Origin of the sequence: Pseudomonas sp. RA_5y_Pfl1_P24, assembly GCF_963970945.1 — a bacterium.
Lineage (GTDB): Bacteria > Pseudomonadota > Gammaproteobacteria > Pseudomonadales > Pseudomonadaceae > Aquipseudomonas > Aquipseudomonas tritici.
Genome location: NZ_CAXAOJ010000008.1, coordinates 257,385 through 275,858, shown reverse-complemented (window position 1 = coordinate 275,858; position 18,474 = coordinate 257,385). Strand labels below are relative to the sequence as shown.

The window sequence follows — 18,474 nt, the reverse complement described above, 5'->3', positions numbered from 1 at the left end:
GAATGAGCAGTCATCACAACGATAAAGCGACCTTTCTTGAGCGCCTGATCTTCAACAACCGCCCGGCAGTGATCGTCATCTGCCTGCTGGTGAGTATTTTCCTGTTCTGGCAGGCGACGTTGATTCGCCCGTCCACCAGCTTTGAAAAGATGATCCCCCTCAAGCACCCCTTCATCGAGAAGATGATGGAGCACCGCAACGACCTGGCCAACCTGGGCAACACGGTGCGCATTTCGGTGGAGGCCAAGAACGGCGACATCTTTACAAAGGAGTACATGGAGACTCTGCGCCAGATCAACGACGAAGTGTTCTACATCTCCGGCGTCGACCGTTCGGGCCTCAAGTCGCTGTGGAGCCCCAGCGTACGCTGGACCGAAGTGACCGAAGAAGGCTTTGCCGGTGGTGAAGTGATTCCGCAGAGTTACAACGGCTCGCCGCAAAGCCTTGATCAACTGCGCAACAACGTGCTCAAGTCCGGCCAGGTCGGGCGCCTGGTAGCCAACGATTTCAAATCAAGCATTGTCGATATCCCGCTGCTGGAGTCTTACCCGGATCCGCAGGACCAAGGCACGTTGCTGGCCCTTGACTACCGCAAGTTCTCCCATGAGCTTGAAGACAAGATTCGCGACAAGTTCGAAGCGCAGAACCCCAACGTCAAGATCCACATCGTCGGTTTTGCCAAGAAGGTCGGCGACCTGATCGATGGCCTGGTGATGGTGGTGCTGTTCTTTGGCATCGCGTTTGTCATCACGCTGATTCTGCTGCTGTGGTTCACCCACTGCCTGCGCAGCACCATTGCGGTGTTGAGCACGACATTGGTGGCGGTGGTCTGGCAGCTCGGGTTGATGCACTTTTTCGGTTTTGGCCTCGATCCGTATTCGATGCTGGTGCCGTTCCTGATCTTCGCCATCGGTATTTCCCACGGCGTGCAGAAGATCAACGGCATCGCGCTGCAGTCCAGTGAGGCCGACAACGCGCTGACGGCGGCGCGACGCACATTCCGGCAGCTGTTCCTGCCGGGAATGATCGCGATCCTCGCAGATGCGGTTGGCTTTATCACGCTGCTGATCATCGATATCGGCGTGATCCGCGAACTGGCCATCGGCGCGTCCATCGGGGTGGCGGTGATCGTGTTCACCAACCTTATCCTGCTGCCGGTGGCGATCTCCTATGTCGGCATCAGCAAGCGCGCCATTGCCCAAAGCAAGAAAGACGCGCACCGCGAACACCCGTTCTGGCGCCTGCTGTCGAAATTCGCCAGCGCCAAAGTGGCGCCAGTCTCGATCCTGCTCGCGTTGGTCGCCTTTGGTGGTGGCCTCTGGTACAGCCAGAACCTGAAGATCGGCGACCTGGACCAAGGCGCGCCGGAACTGCGCCCGGACTCGCGCTACAACAAAGACAACAACTTCATCATCAGCAACTACTCGACCAGCTCTGACGTGCTAGTGGTCATGGTCAAGACCAAGGCCGAAGGCTGCTCGCGCTATGAAACCATGGCGCCCATCGACCAGTTGATGTGGAAGATGCAGAACACTGAAGGCGTGCAGTCGGCGATCTCGCTGGTGACCGTGTCCAAGCAGATGATCAAGGGCATGAACGAGGGCAACCTGAAATGGGAAACGCTGTCGCGCAACCCGGATGTGCTGAACAACTCCATCGCCCGTGCCGATGGCCTGTACAACAACAACTGCTCCGTGGCGCCAGTGCTGGTGTTTCTCAACGACCACAAGGCCGAAACCCTCGACCGCGCGGTGCATGCGGTGCAGGACTTTGCCAAGGAAAACAACAAGGATGGCCTGGAATTCATTCTAGCGTCTGGTAATGCCGGGATCGAGGCAGCTACTAACGAGGTGATCAAGGAATCGGAGTTGACCATCTTGATCCTGGTGTACCTGTGCGTGGCGACCATGTGCATGATCACCTTCCGCTCCTGGGCCGCGACCCTGTGCATCGTGCTGCCGCTGGTGCTGACCTCGGTGCTCGGCAACGCGCTGATGGCGTTCATGGGGATCGGCGTCAAGGTCGCGACCTTGCCGGTAGTGGCCTTGGGCGTGGGGATTGGCGTGGACTACGGCATCTACATCTACAGCCGCCTGGAAAGCTTCCTGCGTGCCGGCCTGCCGCTGCAAGAGGCGTACTACCAGACGCTCAAGTCCACCGGTAAAGCCGTACTGTTCACCGGTTTGTGCCTGGCGATTGGCGTGTGCACCTGGATCTTCTCGGCCATCAAGTTCCAGGCCGACATGGGCTTGATGCTGACTTTCATGCTGCTGTGGAACATGTTTGGTGCGCTGTGGCTGCTGCCGGCGCTGGCGCGGTTCCTGATCAAACCGGAGAAGTTGGCGGGGCAGAAGGGCAATTCTTTGTTTGCTCACTGACCGATAGAGACCATTGCCGCAAGGCACTGCGGGGGAATTGACCTATCATGTGTCTTTTCCCCCGCAGTGACTTCACATCATGACCGACGCAGCACCCAACCTGAGCACCGCCCTGAAAGACAGCGACATGCTGATCATCAACGGGCTGCACGCCTTCGACTTCACGTTCGATCAGCACTTGCAGATCGAAAGCATGGACGGCCGGGAACTCAAGCGTTGGACGTTCAGTCCAGATCAACTGAACGCCGCCACCTTTGATGGCAGCTTGCAAAGCTGGCTCTTGAGCAACGAAGACGGTGAACACCGTCTGGTCTGCCTGAGTGCGATCAAGGGCGACAACAACAACGACGAGGATGAAGCGGATGATGCGTAAATTCTGGCCCCTGCTGATGGCCGGCAGCGTAGGCGCGATGTCGGTGCAAGCCGCGCCGGCCGACACCTATGAACTGCTGGTGGGCACCTACACTGCTGGCACCAGCCAAGGCATCTACCGCCTGCAATTCGACAGCCGTACCGGCGCGTTCCAAGGCCAGCCGGTGTTAGCGGCCAAGGCGGCGAACCCGTCATGGCTGACGGTCTCCAAGGACCAGAAGCACCTGTTTGTGGTCAACGAAAACGGGCCGGGCCAAAAGGATGCGGTCGGCCGCGTGAGCAGCTACAGCATTGATCCGAAGAATCATCAGTTGACCTTGATCAACCAGGTCCAGAGCCTTGGCAACGAGCCCACCCATTCCAGCGTGGCCGCCGATGGGCGCTACCTGTTTGTGGCCAACTACTCGGTAGTGGAAGATCCGGGCGGAAGCCTGGCGGTGCTGCCGGTCGATGCCGAGGGCAAGCTGTCAGCCCCGGTGCAACTGAGCGGCCACCCGGCCAGCCGCGTCAACCCGGAGCGCCAGGCATCCAACCATGTACATTCGGTGGTGTCGTCGCCAGATGGTAACTACGTGTTCGTGCAGGACCTGGGCGCAGACAAGGTGTTTGCCTATCACTACGACCCCAAGGCCAATCATGAACTGCCATTGACCCCGGCCACTCCGGCGTCGGTGCAACTGCCGCCGGGCAGCGGTCCGCGTCACTTGTTGTTCAGCGCTGATGGCAAGCATGCCTGGCTGACCACCGAGATGAGCGCACAGGTCGCGGTGTTTGACTACAAAGATGGGCAACTGACCCAGACGCAACGGGTGGATTTGGCGGCCGAGCAACCGGTGTCAGACAAGGCCAGCGCCGCGCTGCATGCGTCCAGTGATGGCAAATTCCTCTACGTGAGCAACCGTGGCACGGCCAATCAGTTGCTGGTGTTCAGCATCGACCCGGCCACCGCGCACCTCAAGGAACTGCAACGCCGTTCCGTGGAAGGCGACCACCCGCGCGAGTTCAGCCTGGACCCGAGCGGCAAGTTTTTGCTGATCGCCAACCAGAAAAGCAACGAAATCGTGGTGGTTGAACGCGACCCCAAAACCGGTCTGCTGGGTGAAACCGTGCAGAAACTGGCGATTGATGCCCCCAGTGACCTCAAGTTCCTGGTGCGTCAATAAGCCACAGGCCCCGCACTGTGGGGCCTGACCCGGTGTATTAATTTTATTAATAGCGGCTAATGTTTCAAAGCATTTCTAAGGTTTAACCCTCGGGCGTAAGTTTGGTTCCAAGGCCTTCCCAGGCCACTCAACCAAACGAACACAAGGGGTACCGACATGAACTTGAATCTCTTCTCCATCATCGCCGCTTCCGCAGTTTCCGCCACTGTTGCCCTGCCAGCGGCGGCCAGTGTGGAAGTCTCCGACAAAAAATCCAGCACCAGCGCCTACACCCAGAAATACCTGCAACAAAGTGCCAACTTCTACGCCGCACTGGATCACAAGACTCAGCAATAACCTGCACAAAAGCAGGCGCCAAACCACTGGAACGAAGCCTGGCTCGTTCGAGTGGTTTGGCGTTTGTGCATCTGCAGAATAAAAATGATTGATATCACATTGCCATGTGTTTAAATTTGACGCTCAAATATTGACGCATTTATTCCTGGAATCGACAGCATGGCACTCCGACTCGCCGCACTCATCCTGGTTCTCTACTCCGCCCCCATCCTGTCCTCCATACAAGGGGTGGACGGTGAGCCGGAGATTGCCCGTGAGCGGTTGCTTAACCTGGTTGAAGGCTAAGCCGAATAGCTTGTGGAACAGGCTCTTTGCAGTGAGCCCTTTTGACGCCGGGTGTCAGTTCTTTGCCATCACGGCAATGAACAGCGGCGATTGCAGGAAGCGCTCCAGCCACTGCTGTAACCGGGGATACGGTGCACCGGTAAACCATTCCCGATCCACATGGGCGAACTGCCGCACAAACGGCGCCAGGGCCATGTCTGCCAGGCTTGGGTGATCGGCGAATAGGTACTCGTGATTCGCCAATAATCCCTCAAGTGCGCGCAAGAACACCTCACCCTCGGCCCGATAATGTTCCATCGGTTGTTCCGGATAGCGTTCGGCATACTTGTATCGATTCAAGTGATACTTGAAGCCCACATCGTTCTCGGCAATCAACGCCAATACCGCCGGGTTACCCGGCAGCAGCCAATCCTGCGGATCGTGCTGAGCCAGCGCCCATTGCATGATCGCCAGGCTTTCATCGATCACCTCGCCATTCACGCTCAACACCGGCACCGTGCCTTTGGGCGACAGTGCCAGCATCTCGGCCGGCTTGGCCTTGAGGCTCACTTCGATAATGCGCACGGGCACCCCCGAATAGCGCAACGCCAGGCGCGCACGCATCGCATACGGGCAGCGCCGAAACGAATACAGCAACGCCTCACTCACTTGACCTCCAGCGTGCTCAAGCCATTGCCCTGGCGCTTGACCTGGATCTGCACCGGAATGCGCTCGTGCATTTCCTGCACGTGGGAGATCACCGCCACTTTGCGGCCCTGCGCCTGCAAACCGTCCAGTGCGTCCATGGCCAACTGCAGCGACTCGGGGTCCAGGCTGCCGAAACCTTCGTCGATAAACAGCGACTCGATCTTCAACGTGCTGGAGGCCATCGACGCCAGGCCCAAGGCCAACGCCAGCGACACCAGAAACGTCTCGCCACCGGACAACGAATGCACCGAGCGCAGTTCATCGCCCATTTCCGTGTCCATGACCAACAGGCCCAGCATGCTGCCGCCGCGCTTGAGGCGGTAGCGACGCACCAGTTGGCGCAATTGCACGTTGGCGTGGTGCACCAGCAGGTCGAGGTTGTAGGCCTGAGCGATCTTGCGGAAGGTGTCGCCCGTGGCCGAGCCGATCAGCGCATTCAGGCGTGCCCAGCGTTGCCATTCGTCATAGGCCTTGGCGATCTGCTCGGCGAAGGCCTGATTGGCATCCTGGCGGCGCTGGTCTTCGGATTGGCGCGCGCGCAATTCGGCGCAGGCTTTCTCTCCCTCGGCCAACTGCTGGTTGAGCGCGGCCAGGGCGCTGTCCAGTGCTTCGGCGTCGAGGTTGCCGTTGTGCAGGGCCTGGTGCTCGGCGAGGCGTTGCTCGCGTTCCTGCAGCAGGACCTTGGCTTGTTCGACGGCTTTTTCGCTGTGCTGCAACTGCTGGCGCAATTGGCTGACCTGGGCGTCATCGTAGGCCAGCAGACGGTTGAGGCCGTCGTCATCGAGTTCCGGGTGCAGGGCGCGCCACTCGCTGAGGCGTGTGCCCAGCGATTGCTGCTCGGCGTGTAACGCTTGCTGACGCTCCTGTTGGGCCTTGAGATCGGCGGCCAACTGGATCAATGCGTTGTGGATCTCTTGCAACTGCTTGTTGGCGTCGGTTTCACGCTGGCGTGATTGGGTCACGGCCTGATCCAACTGCTGTTGCCAGTGTTCGGCACTGCTGTGCTCGCCCAGCAACGCGCCGAGTTTGTCCTGAGCTGCTTGTTGCTGGGCGGCCAACTCGTTGACCTGCTGATTCAGCGCATCGAGTTGCTGCTGACGATGCTGCTGATGGGTCTGTTCTTTCTCGATCGCCTGTTGGCGTTCTTGTTGCTCGGCCAGCTCATCGCGTTGATGGCCGAGCTGTTCCAGGCGTTGGCTGACCTGCTGGTCCAGCTGCATGAAGGTTGCGGCCGGCTCGGCACGCAAACCTTCCAGGGTTTCGGCGGGCAACAAGCTGGCGAAGGCAGTCAGTTCCTGCTCAAGACGTTCGCGGTCGCTGGCCAACTCGCGTTGCTGATCCACCAGCAATTGACGCGCCTGCTGGCTTGCTTCCTGGGCGGCTTGCAGTTGTTGCTGCAAGCGCCCGGCGTTTTGTTGCAGGTTGAGCAGGGCGCCTTGGCGTTGTTCGTCCTGGGCGATGCTCTGGGTCAGTTGACTCAACTGTTGATCAAGCCAGGCGCTGCGTTTGGCCGCCTCCTGGTTGAACAGCGCGGCCGACAGTGGGTGCGCATCCAGGCTGGGCTTGAGTGCTTGTTGTTGCGTCGCCAGTTGCTCCTGCTGTTGCAGGTATTCCTTTTGCTGGGCGATCAGACCGCCGACTTCGCCGCGCAGCTCGGTGAGCTTTTCCTTGAGTGAGTCGACGGCTTTCTGCGCCGTGGCTTCCTCGTTTTCGTCATGGCGACCGAGGCTCTGCAGCAGCGCTTCGGGCTGGTGGTACGGGTGTTCGTGGCTGCCGCACACAGGGCAGGGCTGGTCGTCCTGCAACTGCTCGCGCAATTCCTCGACACTGGCGCTGCGGGCCAGGCGCTGGCGCTCAAGCAGTTGCTTCGTGACCGCCAGGGTTTGTTCGGCAATGGTCAGCTCCGCTTTGGTTTGCAGGCCGGTCTGGTTCAGTTGCTCGCGTTGCTGTTGGGCATCGGCGAGCTTTTGCGTCAGTACGCTGGCTTGCTGGTCCAGCTGTTGCTGGCTGTCCCACAGGCGCGTCAGGTCTTCGAAGGCGCGTTGTTGTTTGCGATTGTCTTGCAGCAGGCTGGCCAGCAACTGGATTTGCTCGGCCACGGCATGGGGCTCGGCACCGGCTTCCTGATAGAGCAGGTCCAGAGCCTCGCGTTGTGCGGTGAACTGTTCGGCTGCGTGGGCGGCGCGTTGTTCCAATTGCGGCAGTTCGGCCTGGCCTTTGTTCAGGCGATTGCCGATCAACATCAGCTGTTGCAAGCGATCGCGGTAGGCGGTCCAGGCGTCGCTCAAGGGGGCGAGGGCGGCGCTGCGATCAAGTTCGGTGACCAGGCGTTGGAGGCGTTCGGCGACTTGGTTCTGCTTTTCCAGCAGACCGTTAAGCCGGGCCTGGCCTTCGGTGCAGGCGTGTTCGTGCTGCTGTTTGTCCTCGGTGCGCTTGACCAGCTCTTTGGTCAAGTGGGCGAGGGTGCTCTGCTCTTCAAACGCCTGGCGCAGCAAAGGCACGGCATCGGCCTGGTTTTTCAGCGCCTCGGCCAACGCGGTTTGCGCGCTGGCTTGCTGTTGCTCGGCCTGCGTCTGGCGACTATGCAGTTGGCCCTGTTGTTCGATATGCAACTGAATCTGCACGGCCAACGGGGCAAGCACGCTGTTGAGTTCGGCTTGGCGGGCGAACTGATGACGTTGCGGCGCCAAGTGCTCCAGGCGACTCAGGTCCTGGCGTTGCGGGCCCTGGGCATCCCAATCAGCCTGCGCGCGCTGCAGTTGTTCGGTGGCGGCGAGCTGGCGTTCCTGCCATTCGCGCAGTTCCTTAAGCCAGGTGTGTTGCCGCTCCAACTGCTTGAGTTGGGCCTGTTGGGCCTTGAGCTGGGCGTTTGCGGCGTCGAACTGCTGATCCAGTTCGGCGCGGGCTTCAGGGGCCAGGGGCACCACGCCGGTGGCTTGGTCCTGCAACTGCTTGTGCGCGTCCCTGGCGTCTTTGGCCTTGTCGAACGCGCGTCGGCCAAGCTGGGTGTAGAGGGCCGTGTCGGTGAGCTTTTCCAGCAGTTCGCTGCGCTCGTTATCGTTGGCCTTGAGGAAGGCACTGAACTCGCTTTGCGCCAGCAATACGGCGCGGGTGAACTGCTCGAAGTTCAGGCCCAGGGCCAGTTCCAACTGGGTCTTGTATTCGGTTTTCTGGCTGGCCAGCAGTTGCTCGCTGTCCAGGTCGATCAGGCTCTGGCGGCTGTTCTGCAACTTGCCACTGGCCTTGTCGCGGGCGCGGTTGGCTTCCCAGCGCGCACGGTAGCGGCGGCCGCTGACGCCGACAAAATCCACTTCGGCATAACCACCACCGGTGCCGCGACGGATCAAGGTGCGCGGGTCGCCGATGGAAATGTCGCTGTCGGCGTCCGGCATCTTGGCCTGGCCGGTATCGCCCAGGCGCGGCACCGCACCAAACAGCGCCAGGCACAGTGCATCGAGCAGGGTGCTTTTACCGGCCCCGGTGGGACCGGTTATCGCGAACAACCCCGCGCTGGCCAGGGGCTCGGCGGTGAAGTCGATCTCGAACGGGCCAGCCAGGGAGGCGAGGTTTTTCAGGCGAATGGCGAGGATCTTCATGGCTGTTGCTCCTCCTGTTGCACTTCCTGGAGCAGCACGGCGAAATCCTTCAAGGTCTGTTCATCCACTTCACTGCCGTAACTGTCCTGCCAGGCGCGGCTGAACAGTTCCTGGGGCGTGAGCTGGTCGAGCTCGATCAGGCGCTCGTCGTCCGTGTTGTCGCTGGCGCGTTTACCCGCGTATTCGGCGGCGATGCGTACCAGGCGCACGGCTTTGCCTTGCAGGGCGGTTTCGATTTGCTGGCGCAGGTCGGGTTGCGGCTCGTCCAGGCGTACACGTACTTCCAGCCAGGGGTGGCGCTGGGTTTCGGCGAGCAGGTCGACGTCCGGCAACTCGGCCAAGACCTTGAGGATATCCGCCAGCGGCGCGGCCTCCAGGCGTTGCAGGTCAACCGAGCGCGGGATCAGCAGTGGCTCGACACTCACCAGGCATTGGCCCTGGAACGTCACGTCGAGAATCTGGTGCTTGTAGCCGATTTCGGAAAACGACAGCGGAATCGGCGAGCCGCTGTAGCGAATCCGCTCTTCGCCATTGACCTTCTGCGGCTTGTGCAAATGGCCGAGGGCGACATAGCCGACACTTTTATCGAACAGGCTGGCCGGCAGCGCCTCGGCATTGCCGATGATCAGGCTGCGCTCGGAGTCTTCCGACACCGACCCTCCGGCCATGTGCGCATGGCTGATGGCAATCAGCGGCTGGCCTTTTTTACGCTTGGCGTTGGCGGCGGCGATCAGCCATTCATGCACCTGGCCGATACCGCGCAGGTAGTCGTCACCCAGGTGTGCACCGGTGACTTCCGCCGGGCGCAGGAATGGCAAGGCCAGGCACCAGCCGGCAATCTTGCCCTTGGCATCCGGCAGGGGGATCAGCAGGCGTTCGGCATCCAGTTGGCCGTCATCCAGCCACAGCACGCGACCGAGCGCATGGGTGCGCAGGCGACGCATCAATGGCGCGGGCAGTTCGATGCGCGAGCCGGAGTCGTGGTTGCCGGCGATCATCACGATGGTCAGCTTGGGGTTTTGCTCGTGGGCGCTGATGATGAAGTCATACAGCCGCTCCTGAGCCTTGAGCGGCGGGTTGACGGTGTCGAAGATATCACCGGCGATGAGCAGCACATCCGGGCGCTGGGCATTGAGTTGGCCCAGCAGCCACTCGAGGAAACAGGCGTGTTCGAAATCGCGTTCCTGGCCGTGGAGGTTTTGGCCAAGGTGCCAGTCGGAGGTGTGGAACAGACGCAAGGCGAACTCCGTGGAATAGATGAAAAGGAGGGGAGTTTACCCGTAAAAGCACACACGGTGCCTGCGGGTGACACAGATCAACTGTGTGCGGGCTTGCTCGCGAATGCGGTGTGTCAGATAGAAACACCCGATCGCTGATAAACAGCGACGGAGCGACGGCTAGCCAGTGAACTGAGCAGGCGCAAGGCCGTGGGGTTGTCTAGGAAACGTCCCGCAAATTAAAGGGATAGGGATTGCTGGCCTTCACAACCCATGTCGATACAGGCACTTGATGCTGTACCGTAAGTCGCTATGATTAACTTTGATTCATACTGCCGCACAGCGGGGCATAATGATGCGTCAAGAGAACATGTACCGATCAGGAGCCACCCCATCATGGCAATCCCCTCAAAAACCAGATCCGTCACCGCTCATGTTCCTGAGCATCTGGCCCAAAAGGTCGATTTAATGGCAGAGCGCCTTGATCGCTCCAGAAACTGGATCGTCAAGCAGGCTCTGTCGGCATGGATAGACCAGGAAGAGGAGCGTAGTCGCCTGACCCTTGAGGCCTTGGCTGATGTTGACGCCGGCCGCGTGATTGATCACCAGGCAGTCCAGGCCTGGGCTGATAGCCTCAGCAGCGAAACGCCATTGCCGGTGCCGCGCTGATGGAATTGAAGTGGACAGCCAAGGCGCTTTCCGACCTTGCCCGACTGTATGAATTTCTGGCGTTAGTGAGTCAACCTGCCGCCGCACGAACCGTGCAGCAACTCACGGCTGCCCTCATTACGCTGCTGCCCAATCCGCGTATAGGCGAGCGCCTGGAAGAATTCGAGCCCAGGGATGTGCGCCGGATTCTGATCGGCCATTACGAAATGCGTTACGAGATAGTGGGTTCCACTGTTTATCTGTTGCGCCTGTGGCATACCCGTGAGGATCGCTAACCGAGTGAAATAGCGGTTACTTGGGATATAGCGGCGGCAGGCTGGTGGTGTCGGCGGCGGGATCCAACTCACGCTCAGCCACCGTGATGGCCTTCACCGAACGCCACAGGTCTTCACCCTGCCAATAATGGCCGCCCTCGCTGTACAGCGCGCCGTTCAAGCCGTCCAACGCGTCCGACAGCGGCACAAACCGCGCGGCCATGTCTGCCAGGGTTTCCGGCTGTTGCCGTGCCCAGGCGTCGAGGGCCTGGCGGGTGGCCTGGGGGTCGTTGGCCTGGGTGGCGCGCTTGAGGTCGTCGAGCAGGGTGCGCGGGCTCGGGCCGGTTTGTGCGGCGCGCAGTACGGCGGGCTGTCGGCGTGCGCGCCACCACAAGCCAAAGCCCAGCAAGGTGGTGCAGGCAAGGAGCAGGGTACTGAGTTGCCACAGCCACAGGTGGTTGTCATCGGGGGCGGTGATGACGGTGGGCGTGGCGGGAGTGTCGACCACCAGGCTAGGGTTGATCGCCACTTGCAGGGTGCGGGCCGGCAGGCTGGTGCGCTCAAGGTGATCTTCGTGGGTGTTCCACCACACCACTTCAACGGCAGGCAGTTCCAGTGCACCTGCGCGGTTGGGCACCAGGGCTTCGCGGTCTTCGCGGCTGCCGATCAGGCCGCGGTCGTTGGTCTGGTTGCCGAGCACCGGTTGGTCCGGGTAGCGGCGCAGGCCGTTGATCTCGGTGCTAGGCAGGGCCGGCAGTTGCGCGCTGGACAGGCCTTCGGCCTTGACCGTGAGGCTGCGGGTCAGGGAGTCGCCGACCTGGACATGCTCGGGCTCCGGGTTCCAGTTTTCGCTCAGGGTCAGGCTGCGCGCCGGTAGCCAGGGCGTATCGGCGGGATACAGCGCCGGCTTGGGCTTGACCACCAGCGGCAGCTGCGCCGAGCTGACGTGGATCAGCTTGCCGGGTTTGGTGCCTTGCAGTGTGTTCTCTTGCGGCGGGCGCGACTCAACCAGCGTGGCGCTGAACGTCTGCGCCGCAATTGCCAACGTGCCGCTGTGCTGCGGGTAAATCGCGTAGCGGGTTTCGATCACGCCGTGGCGAATGCTGTTGATCACCTTCTCGTAGGTGCGTGACTCGCCCAATTGCTCGACGCGTGCGTCGGCAATCTGCAACGGCGTGAGGCTGCTGTCGTCATACAGCGACACCGAGTGGTACACCCGCACGGTCAACAGTGCCTGGGCCTGGACGTAGACACTGGTCTGGTCAAGATTGGCCTCGACAAACACCGGGGCCAGTTCGGCGGCTGTGTTCTGGCTAGCGGTTTCTATCACTTGCAGGCTGATCGGCTGGGTCTTGTACGCGCCTACTTGCAGGGGCGGGATGAGCACCGTGCCGTTTTCCTTGGGCAGCAGCGTGATGATCCATCGCGTGGTGGCGTGGTTATCGCCGCCCAGCGTGGTGAGTTGGTTGATCTGCCGCGTACCGCTGACTTCGAACTGCGCATCCAGCGGCGACAGGTCGGGTTTGCCGAACTGCGTTACATCGCTGGACTCTACCGTGAGCTCCACCGTTTCCCCGGAATTGAGGCGGCTGCGGTCGACGCTGGCAGTCAGGCTCGCCGCCTGGGCGTGGCCTGCCGAGAGTGCGAGCAGGAACAGTAGGGTGGTGCGACGGCTCATCGAGTCTTGTCCTGATGTTGTTGCTGTTCGTACCAGAATTTGCGGCGCAGCAGTTCGCCGGGATTGTCCGGGATCTCCCGCAGCCATTGCTCCAGGGCCTGGCGACGTTCACCGTCGAGGCTGGCGTCGGCAGGAAGCAGCGGCGGGGTAGTGGTTTGTTCGTCGCCCAGTTCGCTGCCCGGCACTTCATTGCCTGCGGTGTGCGGCGTATTACCGGCCTGTGTGTCGCCGGTGCCGGCTTTCCCCTGGCCTTGGGGTGACTGCTCGCCACCCGTGGTGCTCTGCCCACTCGCGCCCGGTTGCGCAGTTTGGCCGGGTTGGGTGGTTTCGTCATCCTCGTTATTGGCTGGCTTATCGGGTTCGGGCTGCTCTTTTTCCTGCATCAGGGTTTCCACCAGCGCTTTGTTTTTCAGGGCCGGTTGCAAGTCGGGTTGTGCTTCAAGGGCCTGTTCGTAGGCGTCGATGGCGGCCTCCAGCTCACCGGACTTGGCCAGGGCGTTACCCCGATTGTAGTGGGCGTAGGCGTCATTGCTCTCGGCGAAACGCTTGATGGCCTCGGCATAGTTGCCGGCTTCGTAGAGCGCTACGCCCTGCCACTGTGGGTCTTCGAAGTGTTCGGCGGCTTCGGCGGGGCGTTTCTGCTTCAGCAGGTATTGGCCTTGCTGGTCGGGACGCAGCCACAGGTCCTGCAAGCCGAAGGCATAGCTGGGTTGTGGCGCGCTCAACAGCAGCAGGGGCAGGCAGAACAACCAGCCACGCCGACCGGCGCAGGCAGCGAGTAGCAACAGCGGCAGGAGCAGCCAGTAACCCTGGTCGGCCCAGGTGTCGAGGTGCAGCCGTTGAGCGTCGTTGCGCAAGGTGTGTGGCGGGTCCAGTACACCGAGTTGGCGCAGGTCCTTGTCGTCCAGGCGGGCGGCGCGGTAGCGGCCGCCCATTTCGCTGGCGAACGCCTTGAGCGTCGGGCTGTCCAGACGTGGCACCAGGATCGCGCCGTGTTCGTCCTTGAGGAACTCGCCACTTTCCTGGGTCACCGGGGTGCCTTCCCGGCTGCCGATACCGAGGATCGACAGGGTCGGCGCCTGGCTACTTTGCAGCAGCAGCCGAATGCCCTGGCGTTCCTGTTTGGACAGCGACGAGCCGATCAGCAACAGACGACCCTGGCCGAGGCCGCCTTGTTTGAGCAGGCCCAGGGCTTTCTCGACTGCCAGGTCGGCGCGGTGGCCGGGCTCCGGCATGATTGACGGGCGCAGGGCTTCGAGCAGGTTGCGGCTGGTGCCCAGGTCGTCTGACAGCGGCACCAGGGTGTGGGCGCTGCCGGCGTAAACGACGATGGCGGTCTGCGCATCGGTGCGTGCCTGCAACAGGTCATACAGCTTGCGCCGCGCCTGTTCCAGGCGGTTGGGCGGGCTGTCGGTGGCGAGCATTTCCGGGGTCAGTTCCAGCAGCACCACCAAAGGATCGGAGGGTTTCTGGCTGGACTGCTCAACCCTTTGCCAACTGGGCCCAAGCAGCGCCAGCACGGCCAAGAGCCAGGCAATGCCGAGCACCACCCATGGCGATTTGCTTTCGCGCCCGTTACCACCACTGAGCAACACGGCGTGGAAGGCCGGCGGTAGGATCATCTGCCAACGCCCGGCGCGCTTTTGCCGATGCCACAGGTGCCACAGCAACCAGCCGAGCAATGGCAGGAGCAACAGCGACCAAGGGCGGAACCAGTGCGGCCACAGGTCGATCATCGACGCCTCCGCAAGCGCAGGCGTGTGAGGCGCTGGCGCCATTCCGGGTGCTGTTGCAGGAAAATCCCCTTGCTCGACAATTTGGTGAACCACCGATGCAAGGCGTTGTTCGGCCAGCGTTCCTGGATCACCAGCAACATGCTCAGCACCAATGCCAAGGCCAGCGGCGCGCTGTACAGGGCCAGGGCCGGGCGTGCCTGGGTGGGTTGCTGCTCAACGGGTTCGAGCGTGTCGAGCGTTGCCTTGATCGCTTGCAGCTCTTCGCCATCACGGGCGCGGAAGTACTGACCGCCCGTGGCCTCGGCGATGGCCTTGAGTGCCGGTTCGTCGAGGTCCAGGCTCGGGTTGACGCCGAGGATGCCCAGTGAGCCGGTTTGTTCCGGGTCGGCGCCTATGCCGATCGGATAGATCTTCACGCCTTCTTCAGCGGCGAGGCGCGCGGCGGTCAGTGGGTCGATCTGCCCGGCGTTGTTGGCGCCGTCGGTGACCAGGATCAGTACACGGCTCTGCGCCGGGCGCTGACGCAGGCGTTTCAAGGCCAGGCCAATGGCATCGCCAATCGCGGTGTTCTTGCCGGCAATGCCGATGCGCGCTTCATCCAGCCAGGTGCGCACGGTGTGGCGGTCAAAGGTCAGCGGTGCTTGCAGGTAGGCCTGGCTGCCGAACAGGATCAGGCCGACGCGGTCACCTTCACGGCCTTCAAGAAAATCGCCGAGCAAGTGTTTGACCAGGCTCAAGCGGCTGACGTCCTCGTCTTGCCAGTTCATATCGGGGAAGTCCATGGAGCCGGACACGTCCACCGCCACCAGAAGGTCGCGGCCACTGGCGGCAATCGGCAGCGGCTCGCCAAGCCATTCCGGGCGGGCGGCGGCGGTTAACAGCAGCAGCCACAGCACCACAAAGGGCCCTTGCTGGCGCCAGCCGGGCAGGTTGACGCGGGCGCGGCGGCGAGCGAGGCCCTCGAGGTCGCTGAGGTAGCTGACTTTCAACGCCGGCTCGCCGCTGTCGGCTGCCGGCAACACAAGCCGCATCAGCCAGGGCAAGGGCAACAGGGCGAAGATCCACGGCCAGGCGAACTCAAACATGTTTGCGAATCCAGGTGTCGACCGCTTGGGTCAGGCCGGCGATGGCCTTGTCGTCGAGTTTGCATTCGGGTTTGTAGGCGCCTTCCACCAACACCATCCAGCGTGTGAGGCCAGCGGCGGGGCAGCGGTTGTCGAGGAAGGCCAGCCATTTTCGGCCGTTGAGGGTATGGCTCTGGCTGTAGGGATAGTCGTTGCGGCACAGGCGTTTGAGCAGGCCGTTGAGTTGCTGCAACCACGCGCCGGCCGGGGCCCCGTCGTAGGGTTTGGGCATCAGCGCCAGTTCCGCGAGGGCGGCGATGCGCAATGGGTCCAGCGGTTGCTCGGCGCGGGCGATGGGGCGACGGGTTGGCAGGAAGCGTCGCAGTGACCAAAGCCCCCAGCCGAGCAGTGGAATCACCAGCAGCAACAACCACCAGCCCGGCGCAGGTGGCCAAAAGCCGACGGCTGGCGGGGCGATCAGCGGTTGCAGTTGGTCAAGGCTGCTCATTGTTTTTTAACCGGACGTTGCGGGTTGAGGTACTCGCGCAGTTGCTCGACCATTTCGCTCTGGGTGCTCAAGGGCATCAACAAGATGCGCAGCTTCTGGGCGAGCAGTTCCCAGCGGGCGATGCGCGCTTCGGCTTGGGCCTTGTAGGCCTGGCGCAAATCGACGTTCAGCGTATCCAGTTCCAGCTGGGCACCGCGTTCTGCGAAACGCAGCAGCCCGGCAGCGGGCAGGGCGTGGTCCAGCGGGTCGGAGATGGGCAACAGCAGCAGGTCGCAGTGCCGTGACAACAGGCTCAATTGCTGCTCGGCACCGTCGGTGAGCGCGCGTTCATCGCAGATCACAATTACCAGGCTGCCTGGGCGCAACACTTCGCGGCCACGGCGCAGGGCCATGCCCAGCGCGTCAGCCTCGGGGCGGCTTTCGGTGTTCAGGCTCTGGTTGACGCGCACCAACCGGTTAAGCAGTTGCAGCAGACTTTGTTTGCTGCGGCGCGGCTTGATTTCGTAGTGTTCGCTATCGCCGAATACCAACCCGCCCACGCGGTCGTTATGCCCCAGCGCCGCCCAGCCGATCAGGCTGGCCGCCTGGGCCGCCAGCACCGATTTGAACATCTGCCCTGAGCCGAAAAACAGCCGGCAGCTTTGCTCCACAATGATAAAAATCGGTCGCTCGCGCTCTTCGTGGAACAGCTTGGTGTGCGGTTCCTGGGTGCGCGCGGTCACGCGCCAGTCGATGGTGCGCACATCGTCGCCGGCCTGGTACACGCGCACCTGGTCGAAGTCGACACCGCGCCCGCGCAGCTTGGAGTGATGCAGGCCGATCAGCGGGCTGCGCTGGCTTGGCGTGGAAAACAGCTGCACTTCGCGCACACGGTGGCGCATCTCGATCAATTCGCTGAGCGTGACGCGGATTCCATCGCTGGCGTTCATGGGTTTCAAGCGACGGCAACGACGTCAAGAATGCGTTGCACCACGCGGTCCTGGTCAATGCCGGCGGCTTCGGCCTCGAACGACAGAATGATGCGATGGCGCAGCACGTCGAACAGCACCGCCTGGATATCTTCCGGGCTGACGAAGTCGCGACCGGCCAGCCAGGCATGGGCGCGGGCGCAGCGGTCGAGGGCGATGGAGCCGCGTGGGCTGGCGCCATAGGCGATCCACTCGGCCATCTCCGGGTCGAACTTGGCCGGGGTGCGCGTGGCCATCACCAGCTGCACCAGGTATTCCTCTACCGCATCAGCCATGTACAAGCCGAGGATTTCCTTGCGTGCGGCGAAGATCGCCTGTTGACTGACGCGGCGCTCAGGCTTGGTTTCGCCGTTCAGGGCTTCGCCACGCGCCTGTTGCAGGATGCGCCGCTCGACGGCGGCGTCGGGGAAGCCGATCTTGACGTGCATCAGGAACCGGTCGAGCTGGGCTTCGGGCAGCGGGTAGGTGCCTTCCTGCTCGATGGGGTTTTGCGTGGCCATGACCAGGAACAGCGGCGACAGGTCGTAGGTGCTGCGTCCGACGCTGACCTGGCGCTCGGCCATGGCTTCCAGCAACGCCGATTGCACCTTGGCCGGCGCGCGGTTGATTTCATCGGCCAGCACCAGGTTGTGGAAGATCGGCCCCTGTTGGAACACGAAACTGCCGGTTTCCGGGCGATAGATCTCGGTGCCAGTGATGTCGGCGGGCAACAGGTCGGGGGTGAACTGGATTCGATGGAACTGCGCTTCTATGCCTTCGGCCAGCTCTTTGATGGCCTTGGTCTTGGCCAGGCCCGGCGCGCCTTCTACCAGCATATGGCCGTCAGCGAGCAAGGCGATCAGCAAGCGATCGATGAGTTTTTCCTGGCCGAGAATCTGCGTAGAAAGAAAAGTTCGCAGCGCAAGCAGCGCTTCACGATGTTCCATCGATGACGGTTCCTGGAGAGATGAGCGCAGGCGTCGAGTAAAAAACGCCGGGCTTGGGGGGCTTACTTTAATCCATCGAGGGGGCAGGCGACTAACGACGTAACGGGTATTTTTGGCAAAACTTGTAGGATTTTTGTGTGTCCGCGAGGAATGAGGGCTGGACCGGGTGTTTAGTGAGCGGGGCAAGCCCGCTCACTAAACAGTGACTTAAGTCCGGGAGAAGGTACCGGTGCCCTTGAGGATGTTCTGCAGGGTTTCTTCAACTTCGGCCATGTCCGACACGGCCGTGGCATGGGTGATCTGCAACTGATCCTTGCCACCCAACGCGTCGGCATCGCCGGCGGCGAGTTCTACCAGCACGGTCGTCTCACTCAGGGTGACCTTCAACCCATCCAGGGTCGACGGCGCGTAGTCCCAGGTTAGTTCCACCTCCTCTTCATCGGGATAACGGGTGAGCATGAACATCTCGCCGTTTTTGCCGTGGCAGCAGAGCATGGCCATGTTGTCTTCTTCGTCGTCGCACGGGGTGACCATCAGGGCGTCGGTTTTCAGTTGCAGCATGGGGAATCCTGTCTGGGGTAGGGCGTGATGGGGGCAATTGTGCCATTGCGACGAATTTTGTGCTGCATCCAGTGTC

The 18,474-nt window shown here is 61.8% G+C and carries 17 protein-coding genes; 7 read left to right on the top strand and 10 right to left on the bottom strand.

All coding sequences use genetic code 11. From position 1 onward, the window contains the following. The first annotated feature begins 2 nt into the window (after positions 1-2). The 5 genes from AACY30_RS16065 to AACY30_RS16045 all read left to right on the top strand — a co-directional run bounded on the left by AACY30_RS16065 (position 3) and on the right by AACY30_RS16045 (position 4,534). On the top strand, positions 3-2,378 hold the full coding sequence (locus AACY30_RS16065) for an efflux RND transporter permease subunit (RefSeq protein WP_339471554.1): 2,376 nt from the start codon (positions 3-5) through the stop codon (positions 2,376-2,378). A 79-nt stretch (positions 2,379-2,457) separates the two neighbouring features. After that, positions 2,458-2,751: a DUF5629 family protein gene (locus AACY30_RS16060; protein WP_339415915.1), complete on the top strand. Its 294-nt coding sequence runs from the start codon at positions 2,458-2,460 to the stop codon at positions 2,749-2,751. Further along, positions 2,741-3,913 (top strand): lactonase family protein, encoded by a 1,173-nt coding sequence (locus AACY30_RS16055; protein WP_339540681.1) that lies wholly within the window; start codon positions 2,741-2,743, stop codon positions 3,911-3,913. Before AACY30_RS16060 ends, AACY30_RS16055 begins: the two co-directional genes overlap by 11 nt. A gap of 156 nt (positions 3,914-4,069) precedes the next feature. Beyond that, complete coding sequence (locus AACY30_RS16050; protein ID WP_339540680.1) at positions 4,070-4,249, top strand: hypothetical protein; 180 nt, start codon at positions 4,070-4,072, stop codon at positions 4,247-4,249. A 159-nt stretch (positions 4,250-4,408) separates the two neighbouring features. Continuing rightward, positions 4,409-4,534 carry a hypothetical protein gene (locus AACY30_RS16045; protein ID WP_339415919.1) on the top strand — a complete coding sequence of 42 codons (126 nt, stop codon included), beginning with the start codon at positions 4,409-4,411 and terminating at the stop codon, positions 4,532-4,534. Positions 4,535-4,588: 54 nt separating this feature from the next. Here AACY30_RS16045 and AACY30_RS16040 read toward each other — a convergent pair whose 3' ends face one another. The 3 genes from AACY30_RS16040 to AACY30_RS16030 are packed head-to-tail and all read right to left on the bottom strand — an operon-like array spanning position 4,589 to position 10,055. Continuing rightward, positions 4,589-5,182 carry a glutathione S-transferase gene (locus AACY30_RS16040; protein ID WP_339540679.1) on the bottom strand — a complete coding sequence of 198 codons (594 nt, stop codon included), beginning with the start codon at positions 5,180-5,182 and terminating at the stop codon, positions 4,589-4,591. Further along, positions 5,179-8,817 (bottom strand): AAA family ATPase, encoded by a 3,639-nt coding sequence (locus tag AACY30_RS16035; protein WP_339540678.1) that lies wholly within the window; start codon positions 8,815-8,817, stop codon positions 5,179-5,181. Before AACY30_RS16035 ends, AACY30_RS16040 begins: the two co-directional genes overlap by 4 nt. Beyond that, positions 8,814-10,055, bottom strand: a complete 1,242-nt coding sequence (locus AACY30_RS16030; protein ID WP_339540677.1) for an exonuclease SbcCD subunit D C-terminal domain-containing protein — start codon at positions 10,053-10,055, stop codon at positions 8,814-8,816. Before AACY30_RS16030 ends, AACY30_RS16035 begins: the two co-directional genes overlap by 4 nt. A 375-nt stretch (positions 10,056-10,430) precedes the next feature. Here AACY30_RS16030 and AACY30_RS16025 point away from each other — a divergent pair, with 375 nt between their 5' ends. Together AACY30_RS16025 and AACY30_RS16020 are read left to right on the top strand one after the other, a co-directional pair. After that, positions 10,431-10,703, top strand: a complete 273-nt coding sequence (locus tag AACY30_RS16025) for a CopG family ribbon-helix-helix protein (RefSeq protein ID WP_339471559.1) — start codon at positions 10,431-10,433, stop codon at positions 10,701-10,703. Then, entirely contained in the window at positions 10,703-10,978 is a 276-nt protein-coding gene (locus tag AACY30_RS16020; protein ID WP_339471561.1) for a type II toxin-antitoxin system RelE/ParE family toxin, read from the top strand. Before AACY30_RS16025 ends, AACY30_RS16020 begins: the two co-directional genes overlap by 1 nt. Positions 10,979-10,994: 16 nt before the next feature. On the opposite strand, the gene AACY30_RS16015 is transcribed toward AACY30_RS16020, so the two are convergent. From AACY30_RS16015 to AACY30_RS15985, 7 genes are all read right to left on the bottom strand, one after another. Next, a complete protein-coding gene (locus AACY30_RS16015; protein WP_339540676.1) occupies positions 10,995-12,635 on the bottom strand; it encodes a BatD family protein in 1,641 nt (546 codons plus the stop codon). Next, a complete protein-coding gene (locus tag AACY30_RS16010) occupies positions 12,632-14,371 on the bottom strand; it encodes a tetratricopeptide repeat protein (RefSeq protein WP_339471564.1) in 1,740 nt (579 codons plus the stop codon). Before AACY30_RS16010 ends, AACY30_RS16015 begins: the two co-directional genes overlap by 4 nt. After that, positions 14,368-15,456, bottom strand: coding sequence for a vWA domain-containing protein (locus AACY30_RS16005; protein ID WP_339471565.1), 1,089 nt, complete (start codon positions 15,454-15,456; stop codon positions 14,368-14,370). Before AACY30_RS16005 ends, AACY30_RS16010 begins: the two co-directional genes overlap by 4 nt. Next, complete coding sequence (locus AACY30_RS16000; protein WP_339540675.1) at positions 15,449-15,943, bottom strand: DUF4381 domain-containing protein; 495 nt, start codon at positions 15,941-15,943, stop codon at positions 15,449-15,451. The genes AACY30_RS16005 and AACY30_RS16000 overlap by 8 nt, the downstream gene beginning before the upstream one ends. Continuing rightward, complete coding sequence (locus AACY30_RS15995; RefSeq protein ID WP_339471567.1) at positions 15,940-16,872, bottom strand: DUF58 domain-containing protein; 933 nt, start codon at positions 16,870-16,872, stop codon at positions 15,940-15,942. The genes AACY30_RS16000 and AACY30_RS15995 overlap by 4 nt, the downstream gene beginning before the upstream one ends. A 5-nt stretch (positions 16,873-16,877) precedes the next feature. Beyond that, positions 16,878-17,837, bottom strand: coding sequence for an AAA family ATPase (locus AACY30_RS15990; RefSeq protein ID WP_003174327.1), 960 nt, complete (start codon positions 17,835-17,837; stop codon positions 16,878-16,880). Positions 17,838-18,044: 207 nt separating this feature from the next. Continuing rightward, the gene (locus tag AACY30_RS15985; protein WP_339471568.1) at positions 18,045-18,398 is read right to left on the bottom strand and encodes a hypothetical protein; all 354 of its coding nucleotides are present in this window, start codon (positions 18,396-18,398) and stop codon (positions 18,045-18,047) included. Between the last annotated feature and the right edge of the window lie 76 nt (positions 18,399-18,474).

Excerpts from the sequence above, each read along its gene's own strand:
- AACY30_RS15990 (WP_003174327.1), bottom strand. The coding sequence starts at position 17,837 with ATGGAACATCGTGAAGCGCTGCTTGCGCTGCGAACTTTTCTTTCTACG.
- AACY30_RS16035 (WP_339540678.1), bottom strand. The coding sequence starts at position 8,817 with ATGAAGATCCTCGCCATTCGCCTGAAAAACCTCGCCTCCCTGGCTGGC.
- AACY30_RS15995 (WP_339471567.1), bottom strand. The coding sequence starts at position 16,872 with ATGAACGCCAGCGATGGAATCCGCGTCACGCTCAGCGAATTGATCGAG.
- AACY30_RS16025 (WP_339471559.1), top strand. The coding sequence starts at position 10,431 with ATGGCAATCCCCTCAAAAACCAGATCCGTCACCGCTCATGTTCCTGAG.
- AACY30_RS16010 (WP_339471564.1), bottom strand. The coding sequence starts at position 14,371 with ATGATCGACCTGTGGCCGCACTGGTTCCGCCCTTGGTCGCTGTTGCTC.
- AACY30_RS16000 (WP_339540675.1), bottom strand. The coding sequence starts at position 15,943 with ATGAGCAGCCTTGACCAACTGCAACCGCTGATCGCCCCGCCAGCCGTC.
- AACY30_RS16020 (WP_339471561.1), top strand. The coding sequence starts at position 10,703 with ATGGAATTGAAGTGGACAGCCAAGGCGCTTTCCGACCTTGCCCGACTG.
- AACY30_RS15985 (WP_339471568.1), bottom strand. The coding sequence starts at position 18,398 with ATGCTGCAACTGAAAACCGACGCCCTGATGGTCACCCCGTGCGACGAC.
- AACY30_RS16055 (WP_339540681.1), top strand. The coding sequence starts at position 2,741 with ATGATGCGTAAATTCTGGCCCCTGCTGATGGCCGGCAGCGTAGGCGCG.
- AACY30_RS16045 (WP_339415919.1), top strand. The coding sequence starts at position 4,409 with ATGGCACTCCGACTCGCCGCACTCATCCTGGTTCTCTACTCCGCCCCC.
- AACY30_RS16005 (WP_339471565.1), bottom strand. The coding sequence starts at position 15,456 with ATGTTTGAGTTCGCCTGGCCGTGGATCTTCGCCCTGTTGCCCTTGCCC.
- AACY30_RS16065 (WP_339471554.1), top strand. The coding sequence starts at position 3 with ATGAGCAGTCATCACAACGATAAAGCGACCTTTCTTGAGCGCCTGATC.
- AACY30_RS16015 (WP_339540676.1), bottom strand. The coding sequence starts at position 12,635 with ATGAGCCGTCGCACCACCCTACTGTTCCTGCTCGCACTCTCGGCAGGC.
- AACY30_RS16060 (WP_339415915.1), top strand. The coding sequence starts at position 2,458 with ATGACCGACGCAGCACCCAACCTGAGCACCGCCCTGAAAGACAGCGAC.
- AACY30_RS16050 (WP_339540680.1), top strand. The coding sequence starts at position 4,070 with ATGAACTTGAATCTCTTCTCCATCATCGCCGCTTCCGCAGTTTCCGCC.